Raw genomic sequence first — 14,107 nt, forward strand, 5'->3', positions numbered from 1 at the left:
GAGTTGGGTAGGATTGGACTTTTTTGTGCGCCCAAGCGCGTAAACTTGGGGGGATTTGCAAAAGATAGGCATAGAGACTTTTAGCAGTGGCTTTAAATTGCGTGGGTGTGGCAATAAAAAGCGTGTAAAGAATTAGCCCTAGTGTGAGAAGCCACGCCCCCACCACCCCTACATAGGTTTCAAGCACTTCTAAAAGAGCTTTGCCCACCAAACCTTGCGCCCCCACTAAAGCCTGCCCGAGCAGTAGGGCTAAAAACCCCAACACGCTAGCAAACAAAAGCTCTAAAGCTCTCAGAGTGGCTTTACGAATTAAGAATATCACAGAAGCTAGATAGAAGGGAAAGATATAGGCGAATACACCAAAAAAAGCGACACTCCCACGCGCCACCACACCCCCCCACACTCCAGCCAGTCCGCTAGACCCAAAGACGATTGCTAAAAATAGCAGGCCTAAGAGGGCATAGACTAGTCCAAGAATTAGTTTGATCATTCCCTCCCGCACATGTCTACATAGGCACAATAGGTGCAAGCACTTCGATCCTCTGTTTGATCAAATGCGATTTCCCGTTTACAACTCTCTAAAATTTCTAGTAGTCTCCTTTGATCCTCTTGCAAATCAGAGGAGAGCCTCTTTGGCAAAGACCCCTTTTTAAGGTCATAAAAATAGGCATGCTCGCAGGCATAGCCTAGAGATTGCGCGCCCAGAGCGTAGATTGCCAGTTGGTAACCCTCTTCTTGGGGCTTAAGCGTGCTTTTGAATTTATAGTCTAACAACTCGTAGCCGCCCGCGCTGTTTTGATCGATGCGATCGATGATCCCACTAAAGACAAACCCTCCAATAGAAGTTTCAAAGCGTTGTTCGCACGCCACTACTTGCGCTTGGGCGAGTTGCTCTGCTTCGCGAGCAAAGAAAGGGGCAAGTTTTTGGGCGACCACTTCTAGTTCTAAGCGTTGGAGCGCATTTAAGTCTGCATAGCTCTTCAAACTTTGGGCGGTTTTTAAAAAGTGACTTAGAGTGATGGGGGCATGCGTGCTTTGATAAGACGATCCGCTGTAATAGGCCTCTAAGATGGCATGCAACAAAGACCCCATATTGAAACTCTCTTGTGGAGCAGGGGCAAGTTTAGCCAAATATTGTAGATAAAAACGCCGTTTGCATGCCATAAAATCTTTAATTTTTGTGGCGCTGAATCTAAAACTTGGCGGAATGCAACCCGTGATCTTGTCTTGCACACATTCCCAAGTGCGTGCTTCAGGGAAAATCACAAATTCTTTCTTTTCATTCTCAAGCAGCGGTGTTTCTAGTCCTAGCTCTGCGAGCATTTTAGAGGGGATGGCATTTTGCGCGCTGCTATAAGCGATGTCCACATGGGCGGTGTTTTTGAGAAGTTGGTAATAGTAGTGTTTTTGGAGATTTTCTTTATCCTTTAGAGTGGGAATGCCTAAAGCGGTGCGAGTGAATGTATTTAAGAAGAGATCACTATCCTGCACATTGGGAACTAAACGATCGTTAAAATCTAAAATCACAATACGCTCAAAGTGCAAACCACGACACTCTAGGACATCCAAAACTTTCACCTTGCCTCCGGTGGTGTGATCGAGGCGCACCTCTTGCAAATTGCGCATATAGAGTTCTAGTAAATCCACTACGCTGTATTGTTGCAAGTTAGAAGCAATGGCATTATAGGTTTCAAAAAATTCCTGATGAAAATCTTGGAGCTTATGGGCAGTGTGTTTTTCTAAGAGGGCTTGGGTGTGTTCTTGAAGGGTGGTAAGAGGGTTGGAGGTTTGGCAGGTCTTTAGAGTAGTTTTGAGTGCTTCTAAATCTTTAAAAAGGGGTGCAAACACTTCTTGGATATTTTCTCCTCGTGCAAAGTTGAGGTTATAACCCAAATCTAACAATTTAAGAGCACTGAGAATCTCCGCGCTGGGGGTGATGATGGCCAGAGTGCTGGGGTCCAACCCTTCGCTTAACCACTCTTGCACCCTTTGTAAGGCTAATCCGACTTGATCTAAGCGTTGGTTAAAGGCATAAATGGAGATATGATCTGCACAAAGAGGGGCTTGAGGGGTGGCTTGCACAATGGGATTTTCACCTCTGCTTAAAGCCTGCATGTCTAAGATATAGCTATGCTCCTCTTTTAAATTAACCCCTAAAAAGCGCAAACAAGACTGGTTATAGCGATCGCTGGTGATGTGCACAAACAAGGGCGCATGGGAGGCAATTTCTAGCAGCATCTCTTGCTCAAACTTGCTCAAAAAGCCCTCTAAATAAAATTCAATGCGCTCAAATTTGCGTAACACTTCAGGTATAAGAGCGGGGCGTATGCCCAAAATAGGATCGTAGTAGCCCTGTGCTTGCAAAGAGGCCTTATAATGGCTGTGGATGCGCTCTAGCACTTCTAAGTGGTGTTGGTAATCCCCATAAATATCCTTAGTGGGGATTTGGGCGATGTCAATGTCAAACTTGGCGAGCTCGTTAAAAAAGCGCGCCACAAAGTTACTTCCATCCAAATAACCCAAAAAGCTTTTCTCAAAAACGATAAGATGCGCTTCTCTCTCCTCTGCGTCTTTAGCCACCTCTTTAATCGCCTCCATCAAGAGCACTTGACGCACACTCTCAGGGATTTTTACCAGTCCTTCTACAAAACTAATTTGGCTATAAAACTCCTGCACACTCCAAGCGATGGGCAAAAACCCTTCGGATTGTTTGGCATAAAAGGCATTACAAGCACGGCGGCTGCTAAAGACATACAAAACAGGGGGGGTATTTAAATCTAACATGACTCTTCTACGAGCGTGCACGCCCTCTTAGCGATATTTTGCGCGCTAAAGCCAAAGTGATCAAAGAGCACGCCCCCGGGGGCAGATTTACCAAAACTCTCCATGCTCAGCACGCTGTGCGCAAAACGCCCCCACTCCAACCCCCGCCCCGCCTCTACTGCCAACACCTTACCTTTAAACAGGCTTTTTAAATAGGTTTTATCCTGCTCTAAGAGCAGATCAAAGCAGGGCACGCTGACCACCTGTGCCCCCACACCTTGATTTTGCAAAATCTGCACCGCCTCTAAGCAGGGGCTAACCTCGCTCCCACTGCTAACTAAAGTGATTTGAGGGTTAGGGTGGGCATGCACCACATACCCCCCCTTTTGCACACTCTCTAAAGGCATATTAGGGTGCACGGGCAAGTTTTGGCGTGAGAGCACAAAGGCACAGGGTTTATTTAAAGAGAGGGCCACCTGCCAACAACGCACATTTTCATGCGCGTCCATGGGTCTAAAGACATAGAAATTTGGCAGAGCCCTTAAGTGGCTTAATTGTTCGATAGGCTGGTGGGTAGGACCATCCTCGCCCACCCCGATACTATCATGGGTAAAAATATAGAAAATTTGATTGCCCATCAGCGCGCTCAAGCGCAAGCTAGGGGCCACATAGTCGCTAAAGACAAAAAAGGTCGCACAAAAGGGCACAAACAAGCCGTAATTAGCTAGGGCGTTACTGATAGCTCCCATAGCGTGCTCACGAATGCCAAAATGCAGATTACGCCCAAAGTGGGGGGGCAGGCAGTCGGCTTGATCTCTCAAATGGGTGTTATTGGAGGGAGCAAGATCGGCACTCCCGCCCAAAAAGCCCAAATACGCCTCACTCAAGGCGTTTAAGATCGCTCCATTGCTCGCGCGTGTGGCGAGCATTTTGCCCACCTCAAAAGTGGGGTATTGGACTTTAGAGAAGTCTTTAGCCTGCAAGTGGGCGATGCGCGCCTTGAGATCGGGTTGACTCTCTATATAAGTTTGCCACTTTGACTCTAAGAGCTGGCCCCTCTCTTGCATGTTGAGTGCGCGCGCCACTTGTGCAGGGATCACAAAATCCCCGCTCAAACCCAAAGCCTCCTTAGAGCGCGCCAGCACCTCAACCCCTAAAGGCGCGCCATGCACTTTTGCACTCCCCTCCAAACCTAAAGCTCCCTTGCCAATGGTGGTTTTAGCGATGATTAAAGTAGGCTTGGTGGTAACTTGGGCGCGCGTTAACAAGCGATCGATCTCTAAAAAGTCGTGTCCATCGCCCTCCAACACCTCCCAATTTTGCGCCTTAAAGCGTTCGCGCACATTCTCACCAAAGGCTAGATTGGTGTCTCCCTCAATGGTGATCGCATTACTATCATAGATCACAATCAAATTATCTAGCTGTAGATGCCCGGCTAAGGATGCGCTCTCATAGCTGATCCCCTCTTGCAAATCCCCATCTCCACAGAGGCAATAAACTTTATGGCTAATGCTTGTACTATCTAGTAAGTTTTGGGCGATCTTAGCTCCCAAAGCAAAACCTACCGCGTTAGCAAAACCCTGTCCTAGTGGTCCGGTGGTGATCTCCACGCCCGGGGTGTGCCTAAACTCTAAATGCCCGGGGGTTTTGGAGTCAAGCTGTCTAAAGGCTTTTAAATCGTCCAAGTTCAGATCAAAACCCCATAGATGCAGGAGCGCATATACCAACGCACTGGCATGCCCTCCGCTAAAGACCAGGCGATCCCGATTGAGCCAATGCGGGTTGTTAGGGTTGAGGCGCACATGCCGCCCCAACACCACCCCCACCTCAGCCAAGCCCATCGCCACGCCCGGATGCCCGCTATTAGCCCTTTGCACCATGTCCGCGCCTAAAAAGCGCAGGGTTTGGGCGCACTCCCGCAAGAGGGGCAAATCCTGCTCTGTCAGCCTGTTGTCCATACAAGAAACCTTTAGAAGAATGCCCTCATGTTAACAAACTTGCTCTTAATCTAGGGTGCGCGCTAAAGCGATGTCTTGGCTAATCTGAGCTTTGAGGTCAGCTAAATCGCCAAAGTGGCGGTTGTCGCGGATTTTCTTTAAAAAACAAACGCGCAACACAGAGGGGGGGATTTGGATATGGCGATCTAAAATGTAGGTTTCAAATGCCATTTTTCCATCCGTGCTCAAACGATGTCCTAAAAAACTCACCGCGCGGCTGCATTGTTTGGCAAGAGGCACATTGGTGATATAGACCCCAGGGTGAGGCAATAATTCGGTTTGGAGAGCTTGGGTGTTGAGGTTTAGGGTAGGGTAGAGATGTGAACTACCTAAGTTTTGATCGGCGATGATATGCCCTTGCAAACTAAAGGGACGACCTAAAAATTGGTGGGCTAGGCGCACATCACCCCGCTGGATACACTCCTTAATATGATAAGAGTGCAAAGCGATCCCCTTGATCTTGATGGCTTCCATGACTTGAAGCTGAATTTTAGGGGGCAAAAGGGCGCGCATTTGCTCTACACCCATGGATCGTCCCTGCGCGCATTTAAAATCATAGCCCACCACAATTTTTTGCAGATTGGGAAATTTGGCCTCTAAGAGGGCAATAAACTCGGATGCGCTAATGCCCCGTGCTTCCTCTAGGGGCAAAAAGTAGATGTGCCGGGCGTAACGCTCTAACAAGCGCGCGCGCTCCTCCAGGGGGCTCAAAGCCATTAAGGGATGGGTACGCTCCACAACTAAGACCGCACCTTGAGAACCTAGTGCGCTCAGTAGGTGCTGGTGTGCTAAGTGCACCCCGTCAAATTTTCCGATTGCCAGACTTAAACTTGTCTCATCTTTGGATATGGATAAAAATTTCTGCATTCCCAGCTTTACCTTTGATCTGTGAAGTCTCCAGCGCACACACACGCCAGCCCAAGAGCCCAATCTCTGTGAGAAACTCTTCCAAACGCGCGCTAATAGCATTTTCGTCGCACACCACGCCCCGCTTATCGCGTTTAGCCTTGATTCCCACTTCAAATTGAGGTTTGAAAAGCAACAACGCCTCTTCACTCAAAGCGCATAACGCTTTTAAAATTTTACTCAAAGAAATAAAACTCACATCACAAGTGAGCAAATCGTAGTGCTCTTGGGGAGTGAAGTGGCGAATGTCGCATTGCTCGATGACTTGTATACGGCTATTCTCCATTAAGCGTGCATCTAATTGGTTTGTGCCCACATCTACACAGACCACCTTTTTGGCCCCCTTTTCTAGCAAGACCTGTGCAAAACCCCCTTTGCTCGATCCCACATCTAAAATCACCTTACCCTTACAATCTAAAGGGTGACACGCCAAGTAATGCCATAATTTTTCTCCCGCGCGACTCACAAACACCCTTTGGAGTAATTGCACCTCTAGGCAAGCAGATACATCTAGGCTAGGTTTGCTCAAAAGTCGTCCCCCACTGGCTACCTTGCCCTGCAAAATTAAATCTTTAGCCTGTGATCGGCTTTGGGCTAGCCCTTTGTGCACCAAAAACTGATCTAAGCGCATCTAAAAGGTGGGGGCGGGCACTTTGTAGGCAAAGTTAAAGGTGATTGTGCCCAAACCCGCGATGTCCATTTCTAACTTGGCTTCCTCTTGTGCAATATGATTAAGCTTGTCAAAGGCAACTAGAAAGCCACGCGCATATTTATTGGTAGTATGTAGTACGCTGTCGAACTCGTCTTTACTAATCTCGCGCACCCAAGCGGGGGTTTCAAACCCACGCAAGCCATAGAGTTTATAAGAGATCGCATCGTTATCCAAAAAGCTTTGATCCTCGGTAAAAATCTCCACAAAGAAAAATTCACGCGCATGGTAGAGCACGGGGTCGACATCGTTCAAATGCGTGGCTAGCGCGCTTAATACGGGTCGCAGATTTACGATGACTTCGCCCTTACGGGTGGCTTGCGTGCGCTTTTCGGCCAAAAAATCTGGTTTGTAAGCCTCTGCAAAATTATCGCTGCACGCCACTAAGCCCAGCATTAAGAGAGATAAAAGAAACCTAGCCATGCTATAATCCCACCCATGTTAACCCAACTTGTGCACACTCGAGATTTGAATCATAGCGAAATTTTGGCCCTTCTACATCGTGCCAATGCTTTTTCGCGCCAAGAAGCCGTCCCAATTAACTTAGCGCATAAACATATCCTCGCCCTTTTCTTTGAAAACTCTACCCGCACGATCGCCAGCTTTCAAAATGCCGCTGCGCGCTTGCAAGCCCATTTTAGTGTCTTCAATGTTCAAAAAAGTTCCACTAGCAAGGGGGAAACCCTCCTAGACACCTTGCACAATATCGAGGCGATGGGTGTGGATTTGATCATCACACGCCACCATCATTCTAGCTCTGCGCGCTATTTTGCTAAACATCTAAAATGCGCCTTTATCAATGCTGGGAGTGGCACACTCTCTCACCCCACCCAAGCCCTGCTAGATTTGCTCACGATCTATAACCACTTTGAGGGCGCACTAGAAGGCAAGACCATCGCCATTGTGGGAGATATTAAAAACTCCCGCGTGGCTAATAGTAATCTCGAATTATTGCCCCGCTTTGGGATAAAAGTTATTTTGGTTGCTCCCCCCCACTTCTTACCCCCCACTTCTTACCCTAGCACGCATTCTTTAGCAGAGGCACTAGAGGTAGCAGATGTGGTGATGGGGTTGCGCACCCAAACCGAGAGGCATAGCCTGCAAACCTATGGATCGCTCAAGGACTACGCCAAAGATTTCTGCTTGACGCGCGCGCGCTTGAAAAATCGCTCCATCCCCATCTTGCATCCGGGCCCTGTGCACCGCAATATCGACATTGAGGACGCACTTTTGGACGATCCGCGTTGCCAGGTATTAGAGCAGGTCAAATTAGGCGTATTTTTGCGCATGGCATTGATGGAGTGGATGCTTGGGAACACTTAATCCAGAGAAAATGCATCCCAAAAGACACTAAAGGTCTAGGTCCCCCTAAAGGGATTTCTAGCCGGGAAGTCAACGGGGGGGCTTTACATTCACTTAATAGCTGTTTTGGGCCGAGAAAAGTTCCCCCAATTTTTTGAGAAGCACGGGTGCGTCGTCTCTATCCATTATCACTTCAATCAGAGCTAGTTTGTCGGTATGTATGCGCGCATACTCTAAGGCTTGGACCAGCTCCTCCACGCAGGAAGCTTTAAATTGTAGAGCTTTGCGATTCAAGCTTACATCAAACATGTCGATGAGCTGCGTGTAGTGCCACATATTGATATCATTGTATTGGCGCTGAGGGCCATGGATGCATCGTTCTACCGTGTAACCATCATTATTGATCACAATGATAATGGGGTTAATATTTTCTCTGAGCATAGTGGAGAGTTCTTGTGCGGTGAGTTGCAAAGAGCCATCCCCTATCAAAAGAATATTTCTGCGATCCCTATTAGCCAAACAAGTCCCCAGCAGAGCTCCAAAAGTGTATCCAATCGATCCCCAGAGAGGTTGTCCCACAAAAGTTACTCCATCGGGCAAATTGACGGCCACTGCCCCAAAAAAAGAAGTACCTTGTTCGGCAATCAAAATATCATGGGGTTGCAGATGTTGGGCAACTACTTGGAAAAATTTTTGCTGGGTGAGTTTACCAGATAAGGGCACATCTTCCTTAGGAAGGGATGTGTGGGAGAAATGCGTGTTAAATTTTAGAGTGGATAACTGTTTAAGCACATCTTCCATCAAAATATCACTGTAAATTTTCTCGCCAATCTTACTATAGAGTGGGTGGATTTCAATGGTAGGTGTAGGGTCTTGGCAGATGTAGTTAAAGCCGGCAGTGAGCGAATCGGTTAACTTCACTCCGATTAAGAGGGCAAGATCAGCATGCTTGATGGCCGAAGTGACTTTTTCATCGCTCAAAATGCCATTGTAAATCCCTATGAAATTGGGATGATTTTCTGGAAACACCCCCTTACCCATAGAAAGTGAGGCAATGGGCAAATGAGTCTTGTGGATAAAATCATAAAGGGCTTGGTTGAGAGAGTAGCGGTTAACTTCGTAATCGGCTAGCACAATTTGCGCCTTAGAGCGTTCAATTTCCTGTGTTACCGCCTCAATAAAGGCGTTTAAAATATTCTGATCACTCTTGGGTTTATATTGGATGGAGGCAGACACTTCAATTTGCAGATTGGGCACATCTACGGGCATTCCAATATAAACGGGCTTTTTTTGCAAATAACACTCTCCAAGCACGCGATCGATCTCATGTTGGGCGTTCTGCTTGTTTAAAATGGTTTGGGCTACCGTTACTTCTTCGTACATGCGATAAAATTTCAAGAACTCGCCATCGCCCAAAGTGTGGTGGACAAAGCGCTTATTTCCCGATACATTCCTAGAGGGCATTCCCACGATTTTAACCACGGGCACGCTTTCTGCATAGGCCCCAGCAATGCCATTGATCGCGCTCAATTCGCCCACGCCAAAGGTCGTTACCAAAGCTCCCATAGGCTTGATACGACCATACCCATCTGCAGCGTAGGAAGCGTTGAGTTCATTGCAATTACCTACCCAATCTAAATGCGGATCGTCTTCTATCAAATCCAAAAAGCCTAGATTATAATCCCCCGGCACCCCAAAGAGGTGTTTAATTTCATAATCCTTTAATCTATCCAAAAGATATTGTCCAATGCTACATGTCATGCAAACACCTTTCGTAATCTAATCGCCAATTTCATTCATGGGAGAGCAACACCACCAGCGCAGTTACGGCTAGAAACCCCTGCTCTAAAGAGAATTATAACACAACTTCAATGGGCATTGTTTTAGAAGAATAGGCTATAATTCTATGCAAAAAGGCTTTTTAATGCTCCGTTTTGCGCCCTCACCCACCGGGAACATGCACATTGGGAATGTGCGTGCAGCCCTGCTCAATTTTATCATAGCGCGGCAACTCCAACGCCCCCTGATGGTGCGCATTGAGGATACAGACGAGGCGCGCAACATCCCGCACAAGGATCAGGAAATCTTGGAGCTCTTGAGCGCAATAGGCGTTTCTTGGGATCAGCTAGTCTATCAAAGCGCTAATTTACCTACACATTTAGAATACGCTCAAAAACTCTTAGATCATGGCCTAGCCTTTTACTGCCACTGCACTCCAGAATTTTTAGAAGAACAAAAGCAACGCGCCTTGCAGGAAAAACGCCCCTTTAGATACCACGATACATGGGCTCTCCTGCAAAAACAAAGCAACCCCCACCCTGTAGTGCGCCTGAGGGGAAGCGCGCATGCCCTGCAATTTGCAGATCAGATCAAGGGTACGATTCGCTTCGAGCCCCATGAGCTTGATAGTTTTGTGATCTTGCGTGCTAACAAAGCCCCTACTTACAATTTTGCCTGTGCATGCGATGATTTTACTTACCAAATCAGTTACATCATTCGGGGCGAAGACCATGTGAGCAACACCCCCAAGCAAATTCTTATCCAGCAAGCACTGGCTAAGGTCTTAGAAGTCAAATGCCCTGAGATTACCTATGCGCATTTACCCTTGATTTTAAACCACGAAACCGGTAAGAAAATGAGCAAACGCGATGCTGCCTCGAGCGTGTCGTGGCTCTTGCAACAGGGTTTTTTACCCCAAAGTGTCGCCAATTATCTCATCACTCTAGGCTATAGCCCCCCTAAGGAGATTTTTAGCCTGCAGGAAAGTTGTGCTTGGTTTGATATAAATAAACTGAGTGCCTCTAGCGCGCGCTTTGATCTAGCCTACTTGCGCCACCTCAACCATAGGCACCTGCAAAATTTAGAACTCTCAGAACTCCAAACACTCCTAAAGCTCGACCATCCCCAAAAAGCCCAGCTCGCTAAACTCTTCTTAGAAGATTCGAGCACTTTGTGTGAATTACAAAGCAAATTGACCTTGATGTTCAGCCCCAAAGATATCACCTGTGATTATGAGGGAGAAAATTTCTACGATCGTTGCGCAACTCTCTACCAGGCCCTACAAACCCTATGCCTAGAAGAATTAGCAGATTTTCAGGCTTTCAAACAAGCTGCTATGCAAGCTAGTCAACTCAAGGGCAAGGACTTTTTTAAGTCCTTGCGCATCTTGCTCACCGGACAAGCCCACGGCATTGAGTTGGGTCTGCTCTATCCCTTTGTGCGCACCTTCGCGTCTGAAATCCTCACTCTAAAGGACCCCCATGGTTGTTAGCACTATTCTAGGCGCATTTGCCACGATTTTGCATAGCCTAATCACGATCTACACATGGGTGATTATCATCGCGTCGATTTTGAGCTTTATCAAACCCGACCCCAATAATCCCTTGGTGCAAATTCTCTACCGCCTTACAGAACCCGTTTTTGCAAAAGTTAGATCGCTTTTGCCCTTTTTGGTCTTTAATGGCCTTGATCTCTCTCCTCTGGCTGTCATCATTCTCCTGCAATTCGTGGACATGACTGTGGTCAAACTTTTATTCGTCTACGCACAAGGCTAAAGCGTGTTGCGATTGTTGTGCTTTTCGTTGTTGCTCTGCCTCTTGGGGGCTGAACCCCTGACTTTGGATTTTTTAAAAAGCAAACCTGCGGGTATTGCGCGTGATTTTTACATTTGGATGTTTCTCAAAGAAGCAGACACCACCACACAGGAAGCCAAAAGCGCTTATCAATTAGTCACCTACAAGAGTGCCGCTATCCAGGAGGCCATGCGCGCCAAGAACGCTTTGGGCATGGATATCACCAATCTGTGCACCAGCCTCTCTCTTCAAGAGCTTGTTCTCAAAGATTCCCAGTGCATTGCGCTGGGTCTTACCCTCTCCAAAGTATTTGCCAGTGTCAAACGCGCTTCAGAACGCCCTCTTTTGCAGCGCATGCAGAATCAATTGCTCAAGGACTACCCCAAGCTCAGCGCCTCCATTGGAATTTTACTCCACCATGATATCCCACAAGCCCTCTTTGCCAGCAGTGTTACCACGCTTGTCTATCTCTACAATGCCCTGCCCTACAAGCAACGCCTCCAACTCTTAGATCACTCTATCGAGCCCAAACTCCTTGAATCCTTTATTAACCAAAATAACCCCAAACTCAACCAGATTATCCAACGCATTATAGTTGACGCGCGTTTCTTGCATTTTAAGAAATCCCTAGCCAAGGCCAATATCACCAACACGGACGACAAGACTTTTTTCCTGCTAGGGATCAACGCCTTAGTAGAAAAGCAAGAGGACAGAGCCCTAGATTATTTCAAGCGTACAGCCTACCAAGCTAGCACACCATTCCTCAAAGACAAGGCCCTCTTTTGGCAATACCTCATCACCCAGGATCGAGCCATTTTAGAGAGCTTAAGTGAGAGCAATAACCCCAATCTTTTCAGTCTTTACGCCAACTTCAATCTCCATAAAACCCCACCCTATCAACTTGTTACCACCTTGCAGGCGCGCCATAAAAAACCCCCTTTTGACATTACAGACCCCTTTGCATGGCAACTCTTTCGTGATCAGACTCTTGCGCTCAAAGATGAAAATGTGCGTGCCAAGAGACTTGAGAGTCTTAAGACTCCCCAAACCCTTCCCCATTTAGCCTATTTTTTATCCCGTTACAATAAGCAAAAGCATTATTTTCTAGCCCCCTATGAACACATCATTACATGGAGTTCTCTACCAGAGAAAGCTTTAGCTTATGCCATTGCGCGTCAGGAAAGCCTCCTTTTACCCGCTCTCATTTCGCGCTCTTACGCGCTAGGCCTAATGCAAATTATGCCTTTCAATGTGCCTCATTTTGCCCAACAAATGGGAGTAGGACCCACTAAACTTACAGACATGTTTAATCCCAAAATTGCCCTGCCCTTTGGCAACTACTACCTCAACTATCTCAAAGCTGAATTTGAACACCCTCTCTTTGTCGCCTATAGCTACAATGCAGGCCCGGGATTTTTTAAACGCCTCTTGACTCAGCGGCATTTTTTTAGACCTGGTAAATTTGAGCCATGGTTGAGCATGGAGCTTGTTCCCTATGAAGAAACCCGCATCTACGGGCAGAAGGTCATGGCTAACTACATTATCTACCAGCGCATTTTTGCCCCGCATGCCAAACCCATGGACATCAACGCCTTTTTTAACGACACACTTAAGTCTAGGAGATAATATGATTAAAAAATGTCTGTTTCCCGCGGCGGGCTATGGCACGCGCTTTTTGCCTGCCACTAAGGCGATGCCCAAAGAGATGTTGCCTATCGTGAATAAACCCCTGATTCAATATGGTGTAGAAGAGGCCATGGAAGCCCAATGCGATACCATGGCCATCGTAACAGGGCGGGGAAAGCGCGCCATTGAAGATCATTTTGACATCAGCTATGAACTCGAGCACCAAATCAATGGGACTAATAAGGAGCAATTTTTAGAAAGTATCCGCACTATCATGCAAGCCTGTAAATTCTCTTATACTCGCCAAAATGAGATGAAAGGGCTAGGGCATGCCATTTACACCGCCCAAACTTTAATTGGCAATGAGCCTTTCTGTGTTGTGTTAGCAGACGATCTTTGTATTAACCCTCAAGGACCCGGAGTGCTCTCCCAAATGGTCGCCCTTTATGCTAAATACCAATGCTGCATTGTAGCCATTGAAGAGGTGCCCATGGAGGAGGTGCATAAATACGGAGTGATCAAAGGACAGGAGATTGCCCATGGGGTGTATCAAGTGATGGATATGGTCGAAAAACCCAAGGCCCAGGAAGCCCCCAGTAATCTAGCGATTATCGGGCGTTATATCCTCACCCCTGATATTTTTGCCGTGCTTGCCACCACCAAGCCGGGCAAGAACCAAGAGATCCAAATCACAGATGCGCTCTTAGAGCAAGCCCAGCGTAAACAGGTTTTGGCCTATAAATTTCAGGGCAAGCGTTATGATTGTGGGAGCATGCATGGGTTTGTGCAAGCCACTAATGATTTTTACGAACTGGTGAGGGGCTAATGACCGATCTGTGGTTTTACGCGATTTACTGGAGTGCGGGTTTCTTCCTAGCCTTTCCCATTTTCATTATCGGTCTGATTTACACCTACTTCCAACCCCCTCCTCCTGCTAAAAAACCCCCCGCTCTCAAAGAACTCATCAGCAATTCCGCCATGCTCAAGACCAAAGAGGAGTTTGACACCCTTGTGGACAACTTCATCCGCTATTACAACATCCTCCCTAAAGATGCCAAAGAGGGCGATTGGTTAGGACTCATTGAGAGTATCGCTGAGAGCGAATACATGGACATCGATTCCACAATTAAATTTGGGCATGATCTAGAAGGGGCTAATCCCAAACTCTCTAAATCCATCGCTAACACCGTGGGGCTCGCACTCAAACATAAAAAGAAAGATTAAAGGGAAAT

At 47.1% G+C, this 14,107-nt stretch carries 12 protein-coding genes and 1 pseudogene; 6 read left to right on the plus strand and 7 right to left on the minus strand.

Annotated elements, in window-relative coordinates; translation table 11 throughout:
- The 6 genes and pseudogenes from C6H04_RS01335 to C6H04_RS01360 form a co-directional block, all read right to left on the minus strand.
- Positions 1 to 490: pseudogene (locus tag C6H04_RS01335) on the minus strand (hypothetical protein); the annotation flags it as partial.
- Complete coding sequence (locus tag C6H04_RS01340; protein WP_104732121.1) at positions 487 to 2,784, minus strand: PD-(D/E)XK nuclease family protein; 2,298 nt, start codon at positions 2,782 to 2,784, stop codon at positions 487 to 489. The gene C6H04_RS01340 and the pseudogene C6H04_RS01335, both read right to left, overlap by 4 nt.
- The gene (gene tkt / locus C6H04_RS01345) at positions 2,778 to 4,721 is read right to left on the minus strand and encodes a transketolase (protein WP_104732122.1); all 1,944 of its coding nucleotides are present in this window, start codon (positions 4,719 to 4,721) and stop codon (positions 2,778 to 2,780) included. Before tkt ends, C6H04_RS01340 begins: the two co-directional genes overlap by 7 nt.
- 45 nt (positions 4,722 to 4,766) lie before the next feature.
- Complete coding sequence (locus C6H04_RS01350) at positions 4,767 to 5,627, minus strand: bifunctional riboflavin kinase/FAD synthetase (RefSeq protein ID WP_104696220.1); 861 nt, start codon at positions 5,625 to 5,627, stop codon at positions 4,767 to 4,769.
- The gene (gene tlyA / locus C6H04_RS01355; RefSeq protein ID WP_104696219.1) at positions 5,596 to 6,297 is read right to left on the minus strand and encodes a 23S rRNA (cytidine-2'-O)-methyltransferase TlyA; all 702 of its coding nucleotides are present in this window, start codon (positions 6,295 to 6,297) and stop codon (positions 5,596 to 5,598) included. Before tlyA ends, C6H04_RS01350 begins: the two co-directional genes overlap by 32 nt.
- The gene (locus C6H04_RS01360; protein WP_199766205.1) at positions 6,298 to 6,798 is read right to left on the minus strand and encodes a hypothetical protein; all 501 of its coding nucleotides are present in this window, start codon (positions 6,796 to 6,798) and stop codon (positions 6,298 to 6,300) included.
- Between the two features lie 15 nt (positions 6,799 to 6,813).
- Here C6H04_RS01360 and C6H04_RS01365 point away from each other — a divergent pair, with 15 nt between their 5' ends.
- Complete coding sequence (locus C6H04_RS01365) at positions 6,814 to 7,698, plus strand: aspartate carbamoyltransferase catalytic subunit (RefSeq protein WP_104732123.1); 885 nt, start codon at positions 6,814 to 6,816, stop codon at positions 7,696 to 7,698.
- 93 nt (positions 7,699 to 7,791) lie between these two features.
- Here C6H04_RS01365 and C6H04_RS01370 read toward each other — a convergent pair whose 3' ends face one another.
- Positions 7,792 to 9,438: an alpha-keto acid decarboxylase family protein gene (locus C6H04_RS01370; RefSeq protein ID WP_104732124.1), complete on the minus strand. Its 1,647-nt coding sequence runs from the start codon at positions 9,436 to 9,438 to the stop codon at positions 7,792 to 7,794.
- A gap of 163 nt (positions 9,439 to 9,601) precedes the next feature.
- Between C6H04_RS01370 and gltX the strand changes: the two genes are divergently transcribed.
- The 5 genes from gltX to C6H04_RS01395 are packed head-to-tail and all read left to right on the plus strand — an operon-like array spanning position 9,602 to position 14,099.
- On the plus strand, positions 9,602 to 10,948 hold the full coding sequence (gene gltX, locus C6H04_RS01375) for a glutamate--tRNA ligase (RefSeq protein ID WP_104732139.1): 1,347 nt from the start codon (positions 9,602 to 9,604) through the stop codon (positions 10,946 to 10,948).
- Complete coding sequence (locus C6H04_RS01380; protein WP_104696216.1) at positions 10,938 to 11,231, plus strand: YggT family protein; 294 nt, start codon at positions 10,938 to 10,940, stop codon at positions 11,229 to 11,231. Before gltX ends, C6H04_RS01380 begins: the two co-directional genes overlap by 11 nt.
- Positions 11,232 to 11,234: 3 nt before the next feature.
- Positions 11,235 to 12,875 carry a lytic transglycosylase domain-containing protein gene (locus C6H04_RS01385; RefSeq protein WP_233710903.1) on the plus strand — a complete coding sequence of 547 codons (1,641 nt, stop codon included), beginning with the start codon at positions 11,235 to 11,237 and terminating at the stop codon, positions 12,873 to 12,875.
- 1 nt (position 12,876) lies between these two features.
- Positions 12,877 to 13,701, plus strand: coding sequence for a UTP--glucose-1-phosphate uridylyltransferase GalU (gene galU / locus C6H04_RS01390; protein WP_104732125.1), 825 nt, complete (start codon positions 12,877 to 12,879; stop codon positions 13,699 to 13,701).
- Positions 13,701 to 14,099 (plus strand): hypothetical protein, encoded by a 399-nt coding sequence (locus C6H04_RS01395; protein ID WP_104732126.1) that lies wholly within the window; start codon positions 13,701 to 13,703, stop codon positions 14,097 to 14,099. Before galU ends, C6H04_RS01395 begins: the two co-directional genes overlap by 1 nt.
- Positions 14,100 to 14,107 lie beyond the last annotated feature (8 nt).

Source organism: Helicobacter salomonis, assembly GCF_900197775.1.
Classification (GTDB): domain Bacteria; phylum Campylobacterota; class Campylobacteria; order Campylobacterales; family Helicobacteraceae; genus Helicobacter; species Helicobacter salomonis.